Source organism: Streptomyces sp. NPDC079167 (assembly GCF_040686735.1).
Taxonomy (GTDB): domain Bacteria; phylum Actinomycetota; class Actinomycetes; order Streptomycetales; family Streptomycetaceae; genus Streptomyces.
The window spans coordinates 93,122-116,084 of sequence record NZ_JBFBLO010000015.1; the positions used below are offsets into that span (position 1 = coordinate 93,122).

The following is a 22,963-nucleotide window of genomic DNA, read 5'->3' on the forward strand; positions in this document are numbered from 1 at the left end:
GAGAAGAAAAAGTGGCCTCACATGTGCAACACAGGGCACGCACCGGGAGCACACGATCGCCCGCCGAAGCGTCGGGAATGCCGGCCGTGTCCCGGTAGCGGTATGCGCGCTCCGGAGCGAGGCTGAAGGTGCAGGCATACGTACTCCGGCGCACCCAGGAGGCGACGGCGATGACCGGCGGACCGCCCCCGTGCCCCGTGAAGAGGTCCCCCGACGGCGAAGGCCTCACGGTCGGCGACGACCCGCCCCGCCGCCCGCGGGCCACCGGAGGCATCCGGGGCCTGCCCGGCGAAGTGCCGGACGCGTCGGAAAGGTCCCACGTCATACCGTGTGACCGCGGGCGCACAGGGCAGACGCCGTCCTGTGACGACAGTGTGGCGAGTACCGACCGGAGCCGCCGACCGTAAGCAGCGGGCCGACCGCCGCGCGGCGCGCCGGACGGGTGAACCGGGCCGGGGGATATATCTGTATTCGGTGCCCTTTGTTCCGGACCGCCTCTCGTGATCGCACTCGTCCTCAGCCATTTCGTACTCGCGGCGTGCTCCGCGCCGCTCGTGCGGCGTCTCGGCAGATACGCCTTCCTCGTGCTCGCGCTGCCCCCGGCGGCCACCACGGCGTGGGCGGCCACCGAGTGGGGCGGTACGGAATCGGGCCGGGCCGTCTCCTGGTCATGGGAGTGGATCAGCACCTACGACGTGTCCGTCGCCCTGCGCCTGGACGCGCTCGCCGAACTGATGGTGCTGCTCGCGGCCGGGGTGGGCACGCTCGTCCTGCTGTACTGCGCGTACTACTTCACCGACGACTCACCCCAACTGGCGCCCTTCGCCGGGAACCTGCTGGCCTTCGCCGGTGCGATGCTCGCGCTCGTCCTCGCGGACGACCTGATCACGCTCTACGTGTTCTGGGAACTGACCACGGTCTTCTCGTACCTGCTGATCGGTCACACCAGCCAACGCAAACAGAACCGCCGCTCCGCCCTCCAGGCCCTGACGGTCACCACGACGGGCGGCCTGGCCATGCTGGTCGGCTTCCTGATCCTCGGCGAGGCCGCGGGCACCTACCGGATCTCCGCGATCGTCGCCGAACCGCCGGAGGCGACACTCGCCGTGTCCGTCGCCGTCGTCCTCGTGCTGTGCGGGGCGCTCTCCAAGTCGGCGATCTGGCCGTTCAGCCTCTGGCTGCCGAACGCCATGGCCGCGCCCACCCCCGTCAGCGCCTACCTGCACGCCGCGGCCATGGTGAAGGCCGGCGTCTACCTGGTGGCACGGCTCGCCCCCGGCTTCGCCGACGTCCCCGTCTGGAGGCCCGTCGTCCTGGTCCTGGGAGGAGCGACGATGCTCCTCGGAGGCTGGCGCGCCCTGCGCCTGCACGACCTGAAGCTCGTCCTCGCCTACGGCACGGTCAGCCAGCTCGGCTTCCTCACCGTCCTCGCCGGGGCGGGGAACCGGAACGCCGCGCTCGCGGCCGTCGCGATGATCCTGGGGCACGCCCTGTTCAAGGCCGCGCTGTTCCTCGTCACCGGCATCGTGGACCACGCGGCCGGCTCCCGCGATCTGCGGCGGCTCTCCGGCCTCGGCCGCACCATGCCGTACGTCTGCGCGGTCGCGGTGCTCGCCGCCGCGTCCATGGCGGCACTGCCGCCGTTCCTCGGATTCGCAGCCAAGGAGGCCGCCTTCGAGGCGTTGCTGCACGGCGACACCGCCGACCGCTGGGTGCTGGCCGTCACCGTCGTGGGCTCCGTGCTGACGTTCGCGTACACCCTGCGCTTCCTCTGGGGCGCGTTCGCCCGTAAGCCGGGTGTCCCCGACACCTCCGCCCACCGCGTCGGCGCCGGCCTCCTGGCTCCGCCCGCCGTGCTCGCCGTCGCCGGGCTGGTGCTCGGCCCCGGCGTCGGATGGACGGACCGTCTGTTCGCCGCGTACGCCGACACCTTCCCCGCCCCCGCGCACCCCTACCATCTCGCGCTCTGGCACGGCTTCGGCACGGCCCTGCTGCTGTCCGCCCTGACCTGGGCGGGCGGCGCGGTGCTCTTCGCGGGACGTACGACGGTCACCCGCGTCTCCCGCCGCGTCGCCTGGCCCACCGCGGACAGCGTGTTCGGGCACCTCCTGCTGGGCCTGGAGCGTGTCGCCCTCCAGGTCACCGGTTTCGTCCAGCGCGGCTCCCTCTCCGGATACCTGGCCATCACGCTGATGGTGATGCTCTTCGGCCAGCTGGCGGTCCTGGCCGTGGACCACCCCTGGGAAGGAGCGGTCGCACCCCGGGTGTGGGACACCCCCCTCCAGGGGGCGGTGGCCGCGCTCACCTGCGCCGCGGCCCTCTCCTGTCTGACCGTCAGCCGCCGGATGAAGGCCGTCGTCCTGGCGGGGCTGACCGGATACGGGGCCGCCCTTCTCTTCGTCGTACAGGGCGCGCCCGACCTGGCACTCACCCAGTTCTGTGTCGAGACCGTGTCGATGATCGTGTTCGTGCTGGTGCTGCGCCGGATGCCGGTGCGTTTCGAGGAGTCGATCGGCACCTGGCGGCGCGCGATGCGGATCCCCGTGGCGCTGGTCGCGGCGGCGACGGTCGGGGTGGCCGTCTGGGTGGCGGGCGCCGCCCGGGTCGCCGAGCCCGCGGGCGCGGCGATGGTCGAGGAGGTCGCCCACCACGGTCTCAAGGACGTGGTGGCCACCATCCTGGTCGACCTGCGCGCCTGGGACACGATGGGGGAGTCCGCCGTCCTCGCGGCCGCGGCGATCGGCGTGACCAGCCTCATCTATCTGCACCGCCGCGGCGAGACCTCCCTGGACAGAGGAGAGCTGCAGGGGGAGACCGCCTGGGCGGCGCTGTCCGGCCGGCGGCTGGCCGGTGTGCCGGAGGGCGACGACAACGCGCCCGAACGCAGCTGGCTGGCAGCCGGCTCCACCCTCGCGCCCGAGCACCGGTCCATCGTCTTCGAGGTGGTGGCCCGGCTGCTCTTCCATCCCATTCTGGTGCTCTCCCTCTATCTGCTGTTCTGCGCGGAGAACATGCCGGGCGGCGGCTTCGTCGCCGGACTCGTGGCGGGCCTCGCCCTCATCACCCGCTATCTCGCGGGCGGCAGGTTCGAACTGGCGGAGGCCGCACCGCTGCAGCCCGGACTCTTCACCGGACTCGGACTGTTCGTGTCCACCGGGGTCGCCCTGGGCGGCCTCGCGGAGGGGACGGTGCTGCACGCCTGGACCTACCACGGGCATCTGCCGGTGTTCGGTGACTTCCACCTGAGCACATCTGTCCTCTTCGACTTCGGCGTCTATCTGCTGGTGCTCGGCGTGGTTCTGGACATCGTGAGGGCACTGGGCGCCAAGGTCGACCGGCAGATCGAACGGGCGGCGGGCGCACTGACCCCCGCGACGGACACCGGGAAGGGGGAGCCGCAGCGATGACCATGAGCGCCTCGCTCCTCGCCACCGCCGTCGTCCTCTGCGCGGTCGGAGGCATCCTCATGCTCAGCCGGCCGCTCACCCGCATCCTGCTCGGCGCGGTGATCACGGGCAACGGCGTCAACCTGCTGGTCCTCGCGTCGACCGGCTCGGCGGGCGCCGCGCCCCTGCTCTACGGCGTGCCGCTGCAGCGGATCACCGACCCGCTGCCCCAGGCCATCGCCCTCACCGCCATCGTCATCACGCTCGCCACCACGGCCTTCCTGCTCGCCATGGCCTACCGCAGCTACCAGCTGACCGGCACGGACGAGGTCCACGACGACCTGGAGGACCGGCGCATCTTCCTGCGCGCCGAGGTGATGGGGCAGCGGGCCGAGCTCCGTGAGGAGTACCGGGCGGGGCCACGCCCCACGCGGCAGGAGCGTGCGGACTACCGCGAGGAGCACCGCCGGCTGAGGGCCCGGCTCCGGGCCGACCGCGCCCTCCAGGCCCGGGGCCGGGACGCCGGCGGAGACCTGTGGCACGACGTGCTGGGAGCCGATCCGGAGGACTACGTGAAAGAGAAGGACGACGACCGAGGAGCCGCCGGATGAACGGGCTCGTCCCGCTGCCCGTCCTGCTGCCGCTCTGCGCCACGGGAGTGAGCCTCGCCTTCGGCACCAGGCTCGCGCGCTTCCAGCGCTTCATCAGCGTGGCCGTCCTCACCGCCGTCCTCGGTCTCTCGGTGGCACTGATGATCGCCGCCGACCGTCAGGGCCCCCTCTCCGTCCACCTCGGTGACTTCGCGCCGCCGCTCGGCATCACGCTCGTCGCCGACCGGCTGTCCGGGCTGATGCTGACCGTCTCCTCGGCGGTCACCCTCTCCGTCCTGGTCTACTCACTGGGCCAGGGCATGGCCGACCGGGACAAGGAGACGCCCGTAGCCGTCTTCCACCCCGCCTACCTCATCCTCGTCTCCGGGGTCTCCCTCACCTTCATCGCGGGCGACCTCGTCAACCTGTACGTCGGCTTCGAGATCATGCTGCTCGCCAGCTTCGTCCTGCTCACGCTCGGCGGCACGGGCCCCCGGATCCGGGCCGGCTCCACCTACGTGATCATCTCCCTGTTCTCCTCGATGCTGTTCCTGACGGCGATCGCCATGACCTACGCCGCCGCCGGCACGGCGAACCTCGCCCAGCTGGCGGTCCGGCTGCCCGAACTCCCCCTCGGCGTGCAGACGCTGATCCAGGCCATGCTGCTCACCGTCTTCGCCATCAAGGCCGCCGTCTTCCCCGTCGCGGCCTGGCTCCCCGACTCCTACCCGACGGCGCCGGCGCCCGTCACCGCCGTCTTCGCGGGCCTGCTGACGAAGGTCGGCATCTACTGCATGCTGCGGACCGAGACGCTGCTCTTCCCCGGCAACCGGCTCGGCGATCTGATCATGGCCGTCGCCCTCGTCTCGATGCTCGTGGGCATCCTCGGGGCGGTCGCGCAGACCGACCTGAAGCGGCTGTTCTCCTTCACCCTCATCAGCCACATCGGTTACATGGTCTTCGGTATCGGCCTCGCCACCCGTGCGTCGTACGGCGGCGCGATCTTCTACGTCGCCCACCACATCACCGTCCAGACCTCCCTCTTCCTCGTCGCGGGCCTCATCGAACGCCGGGGCGGGACCAACGAGCTCACCCGGCTCGGCGGACTGGCCAGATCGGCTCCGCTGCTCGCGGTCCTCTTCTTCGTCCCCGCGATGAACTTCGCCGGGATCCCGCCCTTCTCCGGTTTCATCGGCAAGCTCGGACTCATGCGGGCGGGCGTCTCGGACGGCGGTGTATGGGCCTGGATCCTCGTCGCGGGCGCGACCGTGACGAGCCTGCTCACCCTGTACGTGATGGCCAAGATCTGGAACCTGGCCTTCTGGCGTACCGAGCCACCGGGCCAGGCCGCCTACGGCACCGTCCTGGAGGCCGCCGACGACAGCGACGACGACGACACCGACACCGGACCCGACCGCATCCCCGGGACCGGCGACGAAGGCGTGGGGCCGCCTCCGGCCGGCCGGGCCCAGGCCGCGACCCTGCACGGGCGGGCCGTCACCACCACGGTCCGCCCGCCCGGGGCCATGACCGCTGCCACCGCGGGAGCCGTCGTGCTCGGCCTCGCCTTCACCGTGCTGGCCGGCCCGCTGGCGGCGTTCACCGACCGTTCGGCCGCCGGACTCATCGAGCGCCGGCCCTATGTGGAGGAGGTGCTCGGCCGGTGAGGCGCCTGATCACCCTGTCGTACCGCAATCCCGATCTGCCCCGGTACAGCCTTCAGTTCGCCGGCCGCCGGCGCCGGGTGCTCGAACTTCCGCTGATCGCCTGGCTCACCCTCATCTGGGTCCTGCTGTGGTCCACCCTGACCTGGGCCAACGTCATCACGGGCGTGGTCGTCGCGGTGGTCGTCTGCCTGGCGTTCCCGTTGCCGAAGGTCGATCTGGGGCTGCGACTGCACCCCTGGGGCATCCTCCGGCTCGCCGGCTACCTGCTCTACGACATGTACACCTCGGGGGTGAAGGTCACCCGGCAGATCTTCGCCGGCCGCCCGCACCGGCCCGCCGTCATCGGCGTACCCCTGCGGTGCCGCAGCGACCTGATGCTGGCCGCGACGGCCGTCTCCGTGTCCAACGTGCCGGGCGGCGCCGTCGTGGAGGTGCGCAGGGCCACCGCCACGCTCTTCATGCACGTCCTGGACGCGGACAGACCGGAGGAGCTGGAGGCGGCCCGGAGCTCCGTCTGGAAGCTGGAGGAACTGACCGTCCGGGCGTTCGGCACCCCTGACGAGATCGCCCGGGTCGCCGGGCCCCCGCCACCGGTCGCCGGGTCCGACGACGGGGAGGAGCGACCGTGAGCGGCCCCGAGACGGTCGACCGCGTGCTGATCACCGCCGCCGTCGTGCTGGTCGTGGTGGCGGGCGCGCTGCTGCTCTTCCGGATCAGCCGCGGGCCCTCGATGCTCGACCGGGCCATCGGCCTCGACGTCTTCGCCGCTGTGATCATCGCGGGCCTGGGCGCCAAGTCCGCCTTCGCCCGGGACCCGTTCTACTTCCCGATCATGCTGGTGCTCGCGTTCCTGGGCTTCACCGGCTCGGTGGGCATCGCCCGCTTCATCGCCGTACGGGACAAGCCGCTGTCGCGCCGGAAGGCCGGCGGGAAGGAGGGGCAGCGGTGAGCGTCTGGCTCCAGATCACGGACACGGCCGGGGCGGTGCTGGTGTTCCTCGGCGCGGCGATCTGTCTCCTCGGCGTCGTCGGCATGCTCAAGCTCCCCGACGTCCTCTCGCGCAGCCACGCGGCGACCAAGCCGCAGACCCTCGGGCTGCTGCTGGTGCTGGCCGGCGTCGCGCTGAGGCTGCGCAGCGGAATGGACCTGGCGACGCTCGGCCTCATCGGCTTCTTCCAGCTGATGACGGGCCCGGTGGCGGCCCACCTGGTGGCCCGGTCGGCGTACCGGACGGGGCAGATCGAGCGCGGTGAGCTCCTCTTCGACGACCTGGACGCGCAACTGACCGAGCCGGGTGCGCAGGACCCCGGTGGTGAGCCGGAGGCGGGTGGTGGAGCCGCGCGCGGCCAGGGGGACTGAACGCCCCGGTACACGGCAGTCCCCGTATCCCCACGCCCCGCACATATTTTCTGCGATGATGCGCCGGGATCCACCGGGCGCTGGGGGGCGTATGGGAAGCACGGGTACGGTGCTGCGCGAACTGCGCGGCGCACAGAAGTCGTCCAAGGGTGTCTCGCTCTACTCGCGGTACGTGAACCGGCCGGCCGGGCGTCTGCTCGCCGCCGGCGCCTTCCGCGTGGGGCTGACCCCCAATCAGGTCACCACCGTAAGCGCGTTGTTCACCTTCGCGGCGATCGCCGCGGTGGCCCTCGTGGAACCGTCCTGGTGGCTCGGGGCGGCTGTCTGGGCCGGTCTGGCCGTCGGCTTCGCCTTCGACTCCGCCGACGGGCAGCTCGCGCGGCTGACCGGAAGGGGCGGACCGGACGGCGAGTGGCTCGACCATGTCGTGGACTGCGCGAAGATGATCCTCGTCCACAGCGCCGTACTGATCTCCTTCCACCGCCTCGGCTCCCTGCCGGGCGAGGGCTGGCTCCTGCTCCCGCTCGGCTTCCTCTTCGTCGCCGTGCTCACCTTCTGCGCCGGGCTCCTGCGCGAACAGCTAGGCAGGGCGGCGGCCCGCGCCGCCCCGGCACCCGCGGGTCCCGCGGCGCCGGTGTCCCGGGCCCGGGCGGTGGCGCTGCTGCCCGCGGACTACGGGGTCTTCTGCCTGGTCTTCCTGCTGCTCGGCGCACCCGGGGCGTTCCGCGCCGGGTACGCCGCGCTCGCGGTCGTGCACGCCTTGTTCCTCGGGGCGTTCCTCGTCAAGTGGTTCAGGGAGCTGAAAGCGCTCCGGGCCGGCTGACGAGCACGTCCAGCGCCCGGCGCAGCTGGGTGCTGGACGTGTGCACGGTGTACGGGAAGTAGATGACCTCCACCCCGACCTCGGCGAAGTCCCGCTCCAGCCGTTCGCCCTTCTCCGTGCCCCGCCAGTCGTCACCCTTGAAGATGACGTCGAAGCGGACCTGCTGCCAGGTCTCGACCTTGTCCGGAACGGTCTCCACGAACGCGGCGTCCACGTAACGCACACTGCGCACGATCTCCAGCCGCTCGGGCAGCGGGATCACCGGTCTGTGGCCCTTGGCCAGCTCGGCCATCTCGTCGGAGACGACTCCGGCCACCAGGTAGTCGCACTGACTGCGGGCGTGCCGCAGGATGTTGAGGTGGCCGACATGGAACAGGTCGTACACCCCCGGCGCGTAGCCGACTCTGTGCTGCACCATCCGTTCTCTCCCCCCACGGTGGAACTGGTGCAACGACCTTACTGTGAAGAACACTTGTGCATCCCGTGAACGGATAAGCTCGGGGGAGAGGCTGTTCCGGGGGGGGAAGGCGATCATCCGTTGTCCGCAGTTGAGCATCCGATACCGTTCGAAAACCGCAGACTTCTCGTGGTCTCCACCAACTACGCCCCCGAGCTGACGGGCATCGGCCCGTACGCCACGCAGCTCGCCGAGCACTGGGCGGCGTCGGGGGCCAGGACGGAGGTCCTGGCCGGCATGCCCCACTACCCCGCCTGGCGCGTGGACGAGAGCTACCGGGGTGTGTGGCGCAGGGAGGAGAGCCGCGAGGGCGTGCGGATACACCGGCGACGCCACTACGTGCCGCCCCGTCAGACCGCTTTGCGACGCGGCGTGTTCGAGGCGAGCGTCCTCGCCCACGGGATCCTCGCCCCGCCGCCCGGCCGCTTCGACGCGGTGGTCTCCCAGATGCCGAGCCTCGCGGGCGGCGTGCTCGGAGCCCGGCTGGCGCGCCGCCACCGCGTCCCCCACATACCCGTCGTCCAGGACCTGATGGGAGCCGCCGCCGCACAGAGCGGCATCCGCGGGGGAGGCAGGGCGGCGGAGGTCGCCGCGAAGGCCGAGCGTTACGCGCTGCGCGGCGCGGCCCTCGTCGGTGTCATCCACGGGAGCTTCGTGGAGGGGGTCACCGCACTCGGCGTGGACCCCGGACGCATCCGGGTGGTCCCCAACTGGACGCACGTACGGAGCCCTTCGGCCGACCGTGCCGCCACCCGGGCCCGCCTGGGCTGGACCGGCTCCGCACCCGTGCTGCTGCACTCCGGGAACATGGGCCTCAAGCAGGGGCTCGACGTCCTGGTCGGCCTGGCGCGGCTGGCCCCGGACATCCGGGTCGTCCTGATGGGCGACGGCAACCAGCGCGACGGACTGCGCGAGATGGCGGCCGGGCTGCCCAACCTCGACTTCCTGCCGCCCGCGGACGCGGACGACTTCACCGATGTGCTCGCCGCCGCCGATGTGCTCGCGGTGACCCAGCGGGCCTCCGTGCTCGACATGAGCGTGCCGTCGAAGCTCACCTCGTACTTCGTCTCCGGACGCCCCGTCGTCGCCTCCGTGGCCGACGGGGGCGGTACGGCGGACGAGGTGCGCCGCTCGGGTGCGGGCGTCCTCGTGGCCCCCGAGGACCCCGCCGCGCTCCTCGGCGCCGTACGCCGGCTGGCCGCCGACCCGGTGACGGCCGACGCGCTGGGAGCACACGGCCCGGAGTACGTCGCACAGCACCTGAGCAGGGAGGCGGGGCTCGCCCGCTTCGACGCCCTGCTCACCGAAGCGCTCGGGGACGCGCGAACAGGTGACACACGAGGGGGAGCACGCCGATGACGCACCAGATCCGTCCCCTGGAGGACCAGGACGAACCGGCGCTGCTGCGCGACCAGTTCCGCCAGCTCCTGCGCTACCGCCTGCTGCTCGCCGGGGGCGTCGTCGTGGGCCTCATCGGCGGGGGCTTCCTCGCCCTGAGCGGTGACGACACGTACACGGCCACCGGCGAGGTCCAGGTGCGCTCCGCGACCGCGGACCCCTTCGCGACCGGGGCCTCCGCCGACAAGGGCATCAACATCGGCTCCGAACGGCAGACCGCGGTCAGCGACACCGTCGGCGACCTGGCCGCCGGGGCCCTGCTCAAGAAGGGCGACGACGTCACCGCACGGAAGCTGCTGGCCGGCCTCCAGGTCACCAACCCGCCGAATACCCTCACCCTCCGCTTCTCCTACACCGGGGCCGCCCCCGAGCAGGCCCGGTCCCGCGCCGAAGCGCTGGCCAATGCCTACCTGGCGCACCGCAAGGCGCGCACCCAGGAAAGCCTCGACAACATGGCGAACGGCTACCGCGCGCAGCTCGAACCACTGGAGGAGAAGCGCGATCTGCTGGAGGAGCGGACCGGAGTCGACGCCGCGGACGACGTCAGCAGTGCCCGCGCCAACATCATCGTCTCCATCTCCGAGCTGAGCCGGAAGATCTCGGAGCTCAAGGCGCTCGACATCACCCCCGGCTACCTCAACAAGAAGCCCGTCGCCCCGACCGAGCCGGCCGGCGCGGGACTGCCGCTGCTCCTCGGGCTGGGCGCCGTCGTCGGTCTCGCCCTCGGTCTGCTGCTGTCCTGGGTGCGCCTCGTCTTCGACCCCGCCGTACGCTCCCCCCGCGAACTGGTCCGCTCCCTCGGGGGCCCGCTGCTCGGCACCCTGCCCAGAGAACGCGCGGCCGGGGACACCCTGCTCGCGATCGGGCGCAGCGGTTCGCGGCTCGCCGAGGAGTACCGCGCGGTCGCCTTCCGGCTCGCCTACGACCCGTCGTTCGCGGAGCGGCGCAGACTCCTGGTCACCGCCCCGCGCGGCGACAACAGGGAAGCCGCGGCCGCGGCGGTCAACCTGGCCGCCGCCTTCGCCGAGATGGGCCGCGACGTCCTGCTCGTCGAAGCCGATCTGCGTACGCCCTCCCTCGCCCATGACCTGGGGCGGGCGGCCCACGAGGTGCGGCCGCCCCGCTGGGCGGCCGACGAGAGCGACCGCGGCTGGCCGGCCGGCGGCCGCTCCAACGTGGACGTGCCCGGCTCCGGGGCGTTCGCCCTGGTCGCCGGGGTCACCGCGGACAACGTGCCGCGCGCCCTGACCTCCGCGTCCGTCGGACGGATCGTCGCCGAGGCCGACCGCCCGGGCGCCGTGGTCATCGTCCTCGCCCCGCCCGTGCTGTCGTACGCCGACGCCGTCGCCCTCGTCGACCGGGTCGAGGGCGTCATGATCGTCTGCGACCCGCGTGAGGTGCACCGCAGCGACCTGGAACGCATCCGCGAAATCATCGGCGCCTCCGGCGGCTCGGTGCTCGGCGCCCTCCTCCACCCGGCCAGGACCCGGCTGCGCCGCTCGGAACGCCGGCACAAGTCCGCCCGGCGGCGCACCGGCGGCCCGGACGGCCCGGCCGCCGACGCGGACGCGCCGGAGATCACCGGGAGCCCCGACGAGACCATGGGGCTGCGTTCCGTCACCCTCCCGGGGGCGCGCCGGTGAGAGCCCGCACCGCGATCCTCTGCTCGGTCGCGGACCAGGGCGTGGCGGCGCTCACCAACATCCTGGTGCTCGTGGCCGCCGCCCGGCTCTCCACCGTCACCGACTTCGCCCGCTTCTCGGCGGTCTACCTCGTCTTCACGGTGCTGCTGGGCGTCTCCGGCGCGTACACGGGGCAGCCCCTGGTCCTCCGGCGCGGCGGCGGCGCGGACACCCGGGGCGCCTGCCGCTCGGCCGTCGTGTTCACCGTCGGAGCGTCGGCAGCACTCGGCGCCCTGCTGGCCGCCGTATGCCTGCTCGTCCCGGGGGACACGGCCCGCGCCCTGCTGGCGCTCGGCCTCGTCCTGCCGGTGGTGCTCGGACAGGACGCCCTGCGCTACGCCTTCTCCACCCTCCAGCAGCCCCATCTCGCCCTGACCGGGGACCTGGTGAGGCTGGCCTGCGTGCTGGGTGCCCTGGCCGCCCAGGAGTACGGGGCCGCCCCCGCCCGGCTGATCGCCGTCTGGGGGCTCTCCGCGCTGCCGGCCCTCCTGCTCTCCGCCCTGCTGCTGCACCGCTCGACCGCGGGCGCTCCGATGTCCTTGCGCCCGCTGCTGAGGCGCGGCCACCTCGGGCAGCGCTTCACCGTCGAGTTCGGAGTCGGCAACGCGACCAGCCAGCTCTCCGTCCTTGGGCTCGGCGCCGTCGCCAACCCCCTCCTGGTCGGAGCGCTGCGCGGGGCGACCACCCTGTTCGGCCCGCTCAACGTGCTGTTCACCTCCGCCACCTCCTTCGGCCCCCCGCTCCTCGGCAGGATCGGCGACGAACGGCGCCGGGTGCGGGCCACCGCGGGCCTCGCCGCCGTGCTCGCCGCGACCGCCGCACTCTGGGCCGCCGCACTCGCCCTGCTGCCCGAGCGGGCGGGGCGCGAGCTCCTCGGCGACACCTGGCCGACGGCCGCCGCCCTGCTCCCGGCGACCGGCAGCCAGTACGCGGCGATGGCCGTCGGCACCTGCGGACTGCTCGCCCTGCGCATGCTCGACCCGCGTACGACGCTGAGCATCCAGGTGGTCTTCTCCCTCACCGCCGTGGCCCTCATGGCCGGGGGATACGCCCTCGCGGGTGTCCCCGGGGCCGCCTGGGGGCTGTGCCTGGGATCGCTCTGCAAGGCCACCGCCACCTGGACCCGGGTCGCCCGGCTGCGCCGCCGGAGCCCGACACGGAGCCTCAGCGCCGACGCGCTGCCCGCTGCTCCCTGAACGTGCTGATCAGCACCAGGCACAGCGCGCCTATCGCCAGTTTCCCCGCGGCCTGGAGCAGCGGCCCCCGCAGCAGGATGAACGTGTACCCGGCGATCAGCGGCGCCGCGATCGCCAGCACGCTCCCCGGCCCGGGTCCCGCCCGCGTGACGGCCAGCGCGTACCTGCGGTCCGTACGGGCCGCCGCGTAGCCGATCAGCGCCAGGCCGCCGATCATGCCGGACGCGCCGAAGTCGACCCAGAACTCGGTCCACAGCGGAGCCGACAGGTTGGTCATCTTCATCCCCATCCACTCGCCGACCCGCACCCCGGTGTCCTCGGGCTTCCCGCTCCACACCGCCCTGGGCACGAAGAAGAGCGCGGAGCCCGCGAGCTGACGGCCGTACGTATGGCCCCGGGTCTCCACCCAGGTGATGGTGTTGGCGAACATCACCGTCTGGTCGTAGTCCTTGGTGGCCAGCGGCTCGAAGACGGAGGCCGACTGCACGGGCCGGTACCCCTCGTCGTCGTAACGGAAGCGGTCGGCGTAGGGGAAGAGCACCAGCGCGCCCACCACACCCATGGCGAGCACCGAGCGGTACATCGCGGCACTGCTCGGGAACGCGGTGAACAGCAGGGACACCAGCACCGTCAGGAACCAGTAACGCGCGTTGGATATCGGGTTGTTCACGATGAGGTTGACCACCGCGAGCGCCACCCACACCAGCACGGTCGAGGGGGAGCGCCGGGCCCGGCGCGAGGTCACCAGGCGCCGGGTGTAGAAGAGCAGCGCCAGCAGCGCCGGGACCGTACCGAAGCCCTTCAGGAACGCGGAGCCGACGTTCGACTCCGCCGAGGCCACCCCGCTCTGCGCCACCGTGTCGCTGATCTCCTGACGGCTGGAGAAGAAGACGGCCGGCCCGCCGAGCTTCAGCACGTAGTACGCGCTCGCCAGCAGCGCGAGCAGCACCAGCAGCCGCAGCCTGACCGGGTGGGCCACGGCCGGCCCGCCCGTGGCGCGCGAGGAGGCGCGTCTCTTCAGGGGGCGGCGGGAGGCCAGCAGGGCGCCCAGATCGAAGGCCGCGCACCCCACCAGGATCATCGCGATGGCCGTCACCAGGTCGGAGCGCGGTCCCACCATCGGCGTCGGGGTCTGCCCGATCACCACCTGGGCGAACGGCGCCACACCCATGGCGATGTACACGAACATCCAGAAGACGCCCTGGAGCAGCCGCCTGCGGGTCGACAGGATCATCGTGGCGAGCCGGGCGCCCGCGTAGCAGGTCAGGACGAGCTGCAGCCAGTAGGCGGTGTCCCGCACCCCCGAACCGGGCTGGGCGGCGATCACCGCGGGCAGGAAGCAGACCAGGCCCAGGATGAGCGGCACGGACACCGCCCGCGAGAGCATCGCCCACGTCAGGGGCCTTGCCGGCGGCTCGGCCGGCGGGCGCGGAGCGCTCTCCCGGACGGCGACGGCTCCCGCCGACTCGTGCACGGACGTCATGACCCCCCGATCACCGGCCCCGAGAGCCCCACGGCCCACGAACACCTTAACGAATGCGGCCCACTTGAGGTGGTGCGATGGCTAGTCTGTGAACAGCCGGCCGAGGTTGAGGGGAACCCTGGTGAAAGTCCTGCACATCGTCACGCTGCACACGCCCGACCATGCGTTCGGCGGGCCCACACGGGTCGCGCTCAACCTGTCCAAGGTGCAGCGCGCCGACGGCGACGACGCCCGCATCATGGCGCTCGGCGACGGCTTCGCGGGCGCGCTGCCGGACACGGTCGAAGGGGTGCCCGTACACCTCTTCCAGGCACGGCACCTGCTGCCGATGTTCGAGGTCAGCGGCATCACCTCCGGCGCCCTGCTGAACACCGCGCGCCGCATGATGCGCGGTGCCGACCTCGTCCACGTCCACCTGATGCGCGACCTCGTGACCCTGCCGGCCGCGCTGCTCGCGCTGGCCACCCGCACCCCCCTCGTCGTCCAGACGCACGGGATGGTCGACCCGACCGAGAAGCGCGTCGCCCAGCTCACCGACCTGCTGGGCGTCCGCACGGTGCTGCGCCGCGCCGACGCCGTGCTGCACCTCACCGAGGCCGAGCGCCTCGACGTGAACGCGGTCGCCGCACCGGTCGCCCTCACCAACACCGTCAGGCTCGTCAACGGCGTCCGGCCGCAGGAGCGCAAGCCCGCCAGGGACGAGGGGCGCCCGCCCACCGTCCTCTTCCTGGCCCGCGTCCAGGAGCGCAAGCGCCCCGAGGACTTCGTCGCGGCGATGCCGGCCGTCCTCGCCCGGCACCCCGACGCCCGCTTCGTCCTCGCGGGACCGGACACCGGCGCGCTCCCCGGCACGCTGGCGCTCGCCCGGAAGCTGGGCGTCATGGACTCGCTCGACCATGTGGGCCCCCTCGGCCACGAGGAGGTGCTCGCGGCCGGGCGGCAGGCCGATGTGTACGTCCTGCCGTCGATCGAGGAGCCCCTCGGCGTGTCCGTCCTGGAGGCCATGTCCGTCGGCACGCCCGCCGTCATCACCCGGACCTGCGGCCTCGGCCCCGACGTGGCGGCCGCCGGAGCGGGCCGGGTGATCGACAGCCGCGTCGGCCAGGACGCGGAGAACGCCCGCAAGGTCGCCGAAGCGGTCCTCGAACTGCTGGAGCCCGAGGCCAACAACCGTGCGGGGAAGGCCGCGTGGAACCTGGTCAACGAGCAGTTCACCATCGAGGCCGTCACACGGACCCTCCGGCGGACCTACGAGGACGTGCTCCGCCGGAGGGCCTGACCCTTCAGCCCGTCCTTCCCTCACGGGACTTCAGCGCTATCTGCCAGCGGTAGAAGCTCATCGCCAGCGCGAAGTCCAGACCGGCTCGCCCGTCGAGGAAGCCCCGGCGGTAGACGTACATGTACGCGAAGGACACCAGCGGCTTGAACGGCGCCTTGTGGAAGAGCTGGCCCTGCCGGGACTTCACCCTCCTCACCTGCTCCTTCACCTCGGGGTGGTGTTCCAGCCACGCCTCCCAGTCGGAGTAGCGGTTGTGCCGCTCGAACCAGGCGGTGACGGGGTCCAGATCCTGGTGCTCGATGGGGTTGCTCAGCGCCTGGGCCGTGGCCGCGACCGGCTGGTAGTGCCCCTCGACCTCTCCGATGCCGGGCGCGGCGAGGTCGCCGACCTCCGGGTAGTGGCACCGGGTCCGGTCGGTGAGGGACCGCTTGCGGATCGTGTAGCCGTGCCGCAGCCGCTTCCCCGAGAACCAGTAGCCCAGCGGGATGTCGTACGCGGCGGGCTTCGGGCTCTCCGCGTCGGCGAAGATCCTCCGCAGCTCCGCCAGCAGCCCGGGACTCAGCCGCTCGTCACCGTCGAGCAGCAGGATCCAGTCCAGGTCCGTGCGGACGTTCTCCAGGCACCACTGCTTCTTGCGCGGATGACCTCCGTCCCAGGTGTACGTGACGACTTCGGCCCCGCACTCCTCGGCGATCTTCGCCGTGTCGTCGGTGCTGTGCGAGTCCACCACGACGACCGCCTCGAAGTGCCCCAGGACCGACTTCACCGCCTCGGCGATGTTCAGGCCCTCGTTCTTCGTGGGGATCGCGACGGCGATGGGCAGCTTGCTCAACTGTTGTCTCCTTGCGGCAGCCAGGCGTAGCAGCCTGTGGAGGTGAAGGTGCGGGCGGACCGGGCGACGGTGATCCCCACCGGCTCGCCCTCGGCGGAGGAGCCCGACTCCAGCTCCTTGCCGTCCGCCCCCGCCACCTGCCAGCTGCAGGTCTTGGTGGGGGAGGGGGCCCTGTACCGCCCGGGCCGGAGCCCGGTGCCCTGGTGGGTGCCGTCGGCGTAACCGAGTGCGGCCTCGTCCACGACGTCCTGGTGCTGGGGGCAGAGATGGGTCACGGCCGGCTCGGCGTCCGTGACCTCACCGGAGACGATCGCGGCGACGGCGATGTCCCGGTCAGCCTTGACCAGGTAGCGGAGCCGGTCGCAGGTCTCCTGCCCGGTCTGGAGCACCGCGGCCGGGTCCATCCCCTTGGGTACGCGGTCGGTCAGGTACTCCTTCTGCTTCTCGGTGAAGGACCCCGTGGCCGGGGTGATGTCCCCGGCGGGGGCCTTCGGCGTACCGCCGGATCTCCGGGGCGCCGGGGCCGCCGCCGTACGGTCTGCGGACGGTGCGGGGGAGGCCACCGCCGCGGTGGTCGGCGTACCGCCCGCCGCGGCGGTGGCCTCGTTGCCCCCGTCGCCCGACCCGCCGGACGAGCCGCAGGCGGCCAGCACCGCCGTCGCGAGGGCGACGGCGGCGCCGGCCAGGAACGGGTGCCTCATTCGGTGTTCCTCAGGCCGTAGTGCGCGCTGACCTGGGACTCGCTCAGCGCGGTCGGGTAGACGGCGGTCTCGTCGATCTGACCGGCGAAGAAGTTGCTGGTCGGGCGGTTGGCCCAGTTGCTCAGGTTGTCGCCGCCCACCCGCCAGTAGCCCGGGTAGTTCTCGTTGCCGCTGAACAGGATGTTCGAGGCGCGCAGCTGCCCGTCGACGTAGAGCCGCATGCCGCCGGTGCCCTGGGTGGCGACGACATGGTGCCAGTTGCCGTCGTTGTAGGCCCCGGCCGTGGTCACCGTGCGGCGGCCGCCGCTGTAGACACCGAAGACCAGCCGTCCGTCGTTGGCCATGTACACGTGCTTGTCGAAGCGGGTGCTGTTCTGCATGCTCAGATTGCCGAATCCGATGATCTTGCCGCCCCGCGTGGTGGTGGTCTTGATCCAGGTCTCCACGGAGAAGCGGGTGGGCTGCGGGTGGCGCTTGTTGCTGTACGCGTACTCGCTCGCCCCGTCGAAGCCGATCGCGGTCGAGTCACCCGCGATCGCGGCCGGGGTCTGCCGGTAGGAGGGCGCGTTGCGCAGGAAGCCGTTGTCCATGCCGCCCGTGGTGTCCGCCGCGAAGGTGGAGGTGCCCTCGTCGTAGCGCCAGTACAGGGAGGCACCGTCGGACAGCACCCGCGCCGGGTAGGCCTGGGTCGACGCGGCGACGGTCGCCGACTGCGCCGGGGACTTGGCGCTGGTGTTGGTGCCGTCGCTCGCGGTGATGCGGTACGAGTGCGTCTCGCCCACCGCGACGTCGGTGTCCGTCCACTTCAGCTGCGGGCGGTCCCAGAAGAGCGAGTATCCCGTGACCGTGTGCACGGGCGTGCTCGCGCCGTCCTTGTAGATCCGGTAGGTCAGCTCCCCGTCGTCGGTGTCGAAGCTGGTCTGCCAGTTCACGTCGATCTGCCCCGGGGTGACCGTGGAGAGACTGACGTTGGGCACCCAGGGCGCCCCGGTGTCCGGGCCGTCGGCGAACCGGGTCAGACCCTGCTGCCCGGCGCCGTTGACGGTGGTGAACTCCCCGCCGACCCACAGGTAGTGGTGGCCGCCCTTGTCGGTCTGCGTCATCACCCGGGGCCCGACCGGCTCACCGATGCCGTCGTTGGTGTCCGGGAACCAGGGGAGCAGCGTCGGGTCGTCGACCGACTGGGCCAGCAGGTGCTTGCGCGGCTGGTCGGCGAACCCTCCCATGCTGGCGCAGTCATGGGCGTGACTCCCGCTGTACAGCACGCCCGAGTGGACCAGGACGGCCTGGGTGGCGCCCAGGCAGGTGTCCCGCCAGCGCTGCTGGTAGTCGTCGAGGTCGATGGCGATCCGGCCGTCGAACACACCGCCGCCGGTGCCCTCGTTGGCGGTGTAGAGACCGGTCGCGTCGGTCGTGAGGTCCTGCACCGTCGAGGTGTTGGGGATGAAACCCGGGTAGCTCTTGGTGAGCGCCCCGGTGGTGGCGTCGACGACGGCGAGCGCGTGCGAGGTGGTGCCGTTGACGGTGAAGAAGTCACCGCCGAGCGCCACGTGCTGCCCGTCGGGGGTCACCTGGACCGCCCGGGCCACCTCGTCGGCGTTCGCCGTCCACGGCAGCAGGCCGGCGTCGGTGGTGACGGCGGCGAACTTGTTCCTCGTCTGCCCGCCCACACTGTTGAAGTCACCGGCCAGGTAGACGGTGTCGGCGGTGACGTCCAGGGCCCGTACGGTCGCCGAGACGGAGATCTTGAAGTCCGTACGGGGCGTGCAGGTCGCCGTGTCGACGGCCGCGATGTTGCTGACGCCCTCGCCGTTCACCGCGCCGAACTGCCCTCCGGCGTAAAGGGTCTCCCCATCGGGCGACAGGGCGAGCGCCCGTACGGTCGCGGTCCCCGAGGACTGGGTGAACGACAGACTGCACCCCGTGGGCGCGCCGGTCGCCGCGTCGAACGCCGCGAAGTTGACCGCGGGCTGCTCCGAGGTCCCCGCCGCCGCGTCGGGCGGCCGGACCGTGGAGAAGGTGCCACCGGCGTAGACGGTCCCCTCCGTCGCGGCCATCGACCAGACGATCCCGTTGGTCTGCCAGGTGGAGAGGTCGTCCGCGGTGATGGACACCGGCGGTGTCAGCGCCGCGGCCGGGGAGGCCCCGGCCGCTGTCGCGGTCAGGGCACCCGCGAACAGGCAGAGCGCGGTGGACGCGGCCCGCACACGGCCGCTTCCCCAGGGTCTCCGCCCCGTGCTTGCGTTCATCATTCAACTCCGAAGGTGAGGACGAGCTGCGGCCGGTAGGCCGCGGTTGCCTCGCTCGACCAGATGCGGAGACTGTCCGTCCCGCTTCCGGTCAGGGCGAGTGAGGTGGCGGAGCCGAGGGCCCCGCCGAGTGCGGACGCGTCCAGCTCCGCCGAATGGTCGGTGGAGACCGATGCCGCGCCGGTGATGGTCCCCAGCACGGACGTGGCAAGCGCCGGCCGGGTGTTGTAGGTGACCGCCGATTCGGTCCACGTGCCGGTGACCGGCACGATGCTGTGGCTCTCGGCCGATCCCGCCGTCGGGTCCGACGAGGTACGGAAGGTGAGCCGCGCGCCCGTGAGCACCCGGCCCGCCGGAGCGGACGGCAGGGTGAAGCGCAGATAGCTCAGGTAGGCCGTGGTGCCCCGTGAGGCGAGCTGGCTGTCGTTGTAGTTCGTGTTCGCCGCCACGCTGTTGACGTAGGCGTCCTCGTCCGGGGTGAGGGCGACGGTGCTGCCGCCGGGGTCCGGCGGGGCGCCCGCCAGCTCGTGGTGCGCGGCGACCTGGGCGGCGGTCAGCGCGGACGGGTAGACCGCGGTCTCGTCGACCTGGCCGGCGAAGTAGTCGCTGGTGGGGCGGTTCGGCCAGGCGTTGCTCATGGCGTCCCCGCCCACCCGCCAGTAGCCGTTGTACGAGCGGTTACCGGTGGCCGCGTTGGTGCCGACCGCCTCCCCGTCGACGTACAGCACCATGCCGGACGGTCCCTGCGTGGCCACGGCGTGGTGCCAGGCGCCGTCGTTGTAGGAGCCGGCCGAGGTGACGGTGGGCCGGGTGCTGCCGCTCTGGACGCCGAACGCCAGCCGGCCGTCGTCCGTCAGATAGACCAGCTTGTCCGAGATGCCGCTCGTGTGGCCGCGCTCCGTACCGATGTTGTTGCCGTACCCCACGATCCGCCCGCCGCTCGTCGACGTGGTGCAGAACCACGTCTCGACGGAGTACGGCGTGGGGGAGGTGTAGCGGTGCAGCCGGTCGCTGTAGACGTACTCGTTCGTGCCGTTCAGGGAGAGCGCGGCGGAACCGGCCACCGCGGACGGCGTGGCGCGGTAGGAGGGCGCGTTCACGTACACCCCGCCGTTACGGCTCGCCGACGCGTCGGCCGCGAAGGCGCCACCGGCCTCGTCGTAGCGCCAGTACAGATCGGCCCCGTCGGCCAGCACCTTCTCCTGGTAGGGCGACGCCGACGACGCGGCGGTCACCGAGGCCGCGGCGGAGAGCGCGCTGGTGTTCGTGCCGTCGCTCGCCGTGATCCGGTAGCTGTACGACCGGCCCGCGACCACGTTCCGGTCGGTGAAGGTCAGCTGCGGTCTGCTGAAGAACAGCGACGGACCCGTCGTCGTGTACACCGGCGTCGCGCCGCCGTCACGGTAGACCCGGTACGTCAGGAGACTGTCGTCCAGGTCCAGGCTGCTGCGCCAGCTGACCGCGACCTCACCGGCCCGCGGCGCGGACACACTCACCGCCGGTGCGGGCGGCGCCCCGGTGTCCGGCGTGTTCGCGAACCGGGTCAGCGCCTGCTGGCCGGTCCCGTTGACCGTGGTGAACTCGCCGCCGACCCAGAGGAAGTCACGGCCGCCCTTCGAGGACACGGTCAGCGCCCGGGGGCCGACCGGCTCACCGATGCCGTCATTGGTGTCCGGGAGCCACCCCAGCAGGTCGGGGCTGTCGACCGACTGAGCGGTCAGATGCTTGCGGACCTGGTTGGGGAAGCCGCCCATGGTCGAGCAGTCGTGCACATGGCTGCCCGCGTACAGCACCCCCTGGTGGACCCGGAGCGCCTGCGTCGCGCCCTGGCAGGTGTCCCGCCAGCGCTGTCCGAAACCGTCGAGCTCCATGGCCAGCCGGCCGTCGAACGACGTCGGGCCCGAGCCCTCGCCCGCCGCGTACCAGCCGTCGGACTCCTCGTCCGTGACGATGTCCTTGATGACGGCGGACCGGGGGATGAAGGAGGCGCCGTAGGCGTGGGTGACGGCGCCCGTGGCGGCGCTCGTCACCGCGAGCGCGTGCGAGGCGGCGCCGCCGACGGTCAGGAAGTCACCGCCGATGAGCACGTGGTCCCCGTCCGGGGTCACCCTCAGGGTGCGGCCCGGGTCGTCGGCGTCCGGGTTCCAGCCGGTCAGGGTTCCCTGTGCGGTCACCGCGCCGAAGAAGCGCCGGGCCGTGCCGTTGACGGTCCGGAAGTCGCCGCCCGCGTAGACGGTGCCGTCCGCCGCGACGTCGAGGGCGCGGACCGTCGCGCCGAACTGCGGGGCGAAACCCGCCCGCGGCCGGCAGGTGGCGGTGTCGATCGCCGCCAGGCCGTTGACGGCCGTGCCGTTCACCGCGTTGAAGTAACCCCCCGCGTACAGCGTGGACCTGTCGGGTGAGACGGCGAGCGCCCGGACCGTCGCCGTGCCGCTGCTGCGGGTGAAGGAGAGCGAGCAGCCGGTGGGCGCCCCGGTCGCCGCGTCGAGCGCGGCGAAGTTCACGGCGGGCGTCGTGTTGCTCCCGGCCGGGGAGCCCGCGGGCCGGATCCCTGAGAAGGTGCCGCCCGCGTAGACGACTCCGTTCGCCTCCGCGAGCGACCAGACGATGCCGTTGGTCTGATACGTGGACAGGGCGTCGGCGGTGAAGCCGACCGGCGGGGTGAGCGCGGCGGCCGGGGGAGCGGAGAGCGCCGTCAGCGTGCCCGCGGCGAGGCCGATGACGGCGGCGGACACCGCGCTCCGAGTGCGTCCGAGACGTCCTGCCCCTTTCATCTGTCCACCCGGACCGCGGAACCCGTGAGCTGGTCGCTCAGCAGCCGGATGTCGGCGTCGACCATGATCCGTGCCAGCTCGCGCGACTTCACCTCCGGCTTCCAGCCCAGGAGTTCCTCCGCCTTGGACGCGTCGCCGATCAGCGCGTCGACCTCGCTGGGGCGCTCGTACTTGGGGTCGTAACGCACATGCTCGGCCCAGTCGAGGCCCGCGTGCTCGAAGGCGTACTCCAGGAACTGCCGGACGCTGACCCCCTCACCGGTGGCCACCACGTAGTCGTCGGGGGTGTCGCACTGGAGCATCCGCCACATCGCCTCCACGTACTCCGGGGCGTACCCCCAGTCGCGTACGGCGTCGAGGTTGCCCAGATGCAGCCGGTCCTGCAGGCCCGCCTTGATCCTCGCCACCCCCCGGGTGATCTTGCGGGTCACGAAGGTCTCGCCACGACGCGGGGACTCGTGGTTGAACAGGATGCCGTTGGTGGCGAACATTCCGTACGCCTCGCGGTAGTTGACCGTCGCCCAGTACGAGTACACCTTGGCCACGCTGTACGGACTGCGCGGGTGGAACGGCGTCCCCTCGTTCTGCGGGGGAGGGCTCGCGCCGAACATCTCGGAGGAGGAAGCCTGGTAGACCCGCGTCTCGATACGGCTGGCCCGGATCGCCTCCAGCAGCCGGACCGTTCCGAGCCCCGTGACGTCCCCCGTGTACAGCGGAGCGTCGAACGACACCCTGACATGGGACTGCGCGCCGAGGTTGTAGACCTCGTCGGGCTGTATGTCCCGCAGCAGGTTCACCAGCGCGACCCCGTCGGAGAGATCGGCGTGATGGAGCACGAAGGACCGATCGGCCTCCTCGGGCCCCTGGTAGATGTGGTCGATCCGCTCCGTGTTGAAGCTCGAAGAACGGCGTATCAGGCCGTGGACCGTGTACCCCTTCTCGAGCAGCAGCTCCGCCAGGTACGAACCGTCCTGCCCGGTCACGCCGGTGATGAGTGCGGTTTTCGCCATGACTCCCCCCTTCTCTGGTCGCCCGTAGGGCTGTTCGGTGCATCGAAATATCGCCATCTGAGCGGAATGCGGCAAAA

General features: G+C 71.9%; 18 protein-coding genes. 11 read left to right on the forward strand and 7 right to left on the reverse strand.

The genetic code is table 11. From position 1 onward, the window contains the following. The first annotated feature begins 500 nt into the window (after window positions 1-500). From AB0P41_RS27885 to AB0P41_RS27915, 7 genes are all read left to right on the forward strand, one after another. Entirely contained in the window at window positions 501-3,407 is a 2,907-nt protein-coding gene (locus tag AB0P41_RS27885) for a Na+/H+ antiporter subunit A (RefSeq protein WP_365934769.1), read from the forward strand. After that, window positions 3,404-3,997 carry a Na(+)/H(+) antiporter subunit C gene (locus tag AB0P41_RS27890; protein WP_356710525.1) on the forward strand — a complete coding sequence of 198 codons (594 nt, stop codon included), beginning with the start codon at window positions 3,404-3,406 and terminating at the stop codon, window positions 3,995-3,997. The genes AB0P41_RS27885 and AB0P41_RS27890 overlap by 4 nt, the downstream gene beginning before the upstream one ends. Then, complete coding sequence (locus AB0P41_RS27895; protein ID WP_356710527.1) at window positions 3,994-5,643, forward strand: Na+/H+ antiporter subunit D; 1,650 nt, start codon at window positions 3,994-3,996, stop codon at window positions 5,641-5,643. The genes AB0P41_RS27890 and AB0P41_RS27895 overlap by 4 nt, the downstream gene beginning before the upstream one ends. After that, on the forward strand, window positions 5,640-6,272 hold the full coding sequence (locus AB0P41_RS27900; RefSeq protein WP_356710529.1) for a Na+/H+ antiporter subunit E: 633 nt from the start codon (window positions 5,640-5,642) through the stop codon (window positions 6,270-6,272). Before AB0P41_RS27895 ends, AB0P41_RS27900 begins: the two co-directional genes overlap by 4 nt. Next, a complete protein-coding gene (locus AB0P41_RS27905) occupies window positions 6,269-6,592 on the forward strand; it encodes a monovalent cation/H+ antiporter complex subunit F (protein ID WP_356710531.1) in 324 nt (107 codons plus the stop codon). The genes AB0P41_RS27900 and AB0P41_RS27905 overlap by 4 nt, the downstream gene beginning before the upstream one ends. Beyond that, the gene (gene mnhG / locus AB0P41_RS27910; protein ID WP_356710533.1) at window positions 6,589-7,002 is read left to right on the forward strand and encodes a monovalent cation/H(+) antiporter subunit G; all 414 of its coding nucleotides are present in this window, start codon (window positions 6,589-6,591) and stop codon (window positions 7,000-7,002) included. Before AB0P41_RS27905 ends, mnhG begins: the two co-directional genes overlap by 4 nt. 91 nt (window positions 7,003-7,093) lie before the next feature. Continuing rightward, the gene (locus AB0P41_RS27915) at window positions 7,094-7,825 is read left to right on the forward strand and encodes a CDP-alcohol phosphatidyltransferase family protein (protein WP_365934771.1); all 732 of its coding nucleotides are present in this window, start codon (window positions 7,094-7,096) and stop codon (window positions 7,823-7,825) included. Here AB0P41_RS27915 and AB0P41_RS27920 read toward each other — a convergent pair. Next, complete coding sequence (locus AB0P41_RS27920) at window positions 7,794-8,243, reverse strand: adenylyltransferase/cytidyltransferase family protein (RefSeq protein ID WP_365934772.1); 450 nt, start codon at window positions 8,241-8,243, stop codon at window positions 7,794-7,796. The genes AB0P41_RS27915 and AB0P41_RS27920 overlap by 32 nt on opposite strands. 120 nt (window positions 8,244-8,363) lie before the next feature. Between AB0P41_RS27920 and AB0P41_RS27925 the strand changes: the two genes are divergently transcribed. Genes AB0P41_RS27925 through AB0P41_RS27935 form a run of 3 tightly spaced genes read left to right on the forward strand, consistent with a single transcriptional unit; the run spans window position 8,364 to window position 12,558 of the window. Beyond that, window positions 8,364-9,641, forward strand: a complete 1,278-nt coding sequence (locus AB0P41_RS27925) for a glycosyltransferase (RefSeq protein ID WP_365934774.1) — start codon at window positions 8,364-8,366, stop codon at window positions 9,639-9,641. After that, window positions 9,638-11,323, forward strand: a complete 1,686-nt coding sequence (locus AB0P41_RS27930) for a lipopolysaccharide biosynthesis protein (RefSeq protein WP_365934775.1) — start codon at window positions 9,638-9,640, stop codon at window positions 11,321-11,323. The genes AB0P41_RS27925 and AB0P41_RS27930 overlap by 4 nt, the downstream gene beginning before the upstream one ends. Beyond that, the gene (locus AB0P41_RS27935; RefSeq protein ID WP_356710544.1) at window positions 11,320-12,558 is read left to right on the forward strand and encodes a hypothetical protein; all 1,239 of its coding nucleotides are present in this window, start codon (window positions 11,320-11,322) and stop codon (window positions 12,556-12,558) included. Before AB0P41_RS27930 ends, AB0P41_RS27935 begins: the two co-directional genes overlap by 4 nt. On the opposite strand, the gene AB0P41_RS27940 is transcribed toward AB0P41_RS27935, so the two are convergent. Beyond that, window positions 12,527-14,041: a hypothetical protein gene (locus tag AB0P41_RS27940; RefSeq protein ID WP_365934777.1), complete on the reverse strand. Its 1,515-nt coding sequence runs from the start codon at window positions 14,039-14,041 to the stop codon at window positions 12,527-12,529. The genes AB0P41_RS27935 and AB0P41_RS27940 overlap by 32 nt on opposite strands. A 121-nt stretch (window positions 14,042-14,162) precedes the next feature. Between AB0P41_RS27940 and AB0P41_RS27945 the strand changes: the two genes are divergently transcribed. Then, complete coding sequence (locus AB0P41_RS27945; RefSeq protein WP_365934779.1) at window positions 14,163-15,320, forward strand: glycosyltransferase; 1,158 nt, start codon at window positions 14,163-14,165, stop codon at window positions 15,318-15,320. 4 nt (window positions 15,321-15,324) lie between these two features. On the opposite strand, the gene AB0P41_RS27950 is transcribed toward AB0P41_RS27945, so the two are convergent. The 5 genes from AB0P41_RS27950 to gmd are packed head-to-tail and all read right to left on the reverse strand — an operon-like array spanning window position 15,325 to window position 22,886. Next, the gene (locus AB0P41_RS27950; RefSeq protein WP_356710550.1) at window positions 15,325-16,152 is read right to left on the reverse strand and encodes a glycosyltransferase family 2 protein; all 828 of its coding nucleotides are present in this window, start codon (window positions 16,150-16,152) and stop codon (window positions 15,325-15,327) included. After that, window positions 16,149-16,853 (reverse strand): hypothetical protein, encoded by a 705-nt coding sequence (locus AB0P41_RS27955; protein ID WP_365934781.1) that lies wholly within the window; start codon window positions 16,851-16,853, stop codon window positions 16,149-16,151. Before AB0P41_RS27955 ends, AB0P41_RS27950 begins: the two co-directional genes overlap by 4 nt. Next, complete coding sequence (locus tag AB0P41_RS27960; RefSeq protein ID WP_365934783.1) at window positions 16,850-19,105, reverse strand: LamG domain-containing protein; 2,256 nt, start codon at window positions 19,103-19,105, stop codon at window positions 16,850-16,852. Before AB0P41_RS27960 ends, AB0P41_RS27955 begins: the two co-directional genes overlap by 4 nt. Beyond that, window positions 19,102-21,876: a LamG-like jellyroll fold domain-containing protein gene (locus tag AB0P41_RS27965; protein WP_365934784.1), complete on the reverse strand. Its 2,775-nt coding sequence runs from the start codon at window positions 21,874-21,876 to the stop codon at window positions 19,102-19,104. The genes AB0P41_RS27960 and AB0P41_RS27965 overlap by 4 nt, the downstream gene beginning before the upstream one ends. Next, complete coding sequence (gmd, locus tag AB0P41_RS27970; protein ID WP_356710558.1) at window positions 21,873-22,886, reverse strand: GDP-mannose 4,6-dehydratase; 1,014 nt, start codon at window positions 22,884-22,886, stop codon at window positions 21,873-21,875. Before gmd ends, AB0P41_RS27965 begins: the two co-directional genes overlap by 4 nt. Between the last annotated feature and the right edge of the window lie 77 nt (window positions 22,887-22,963).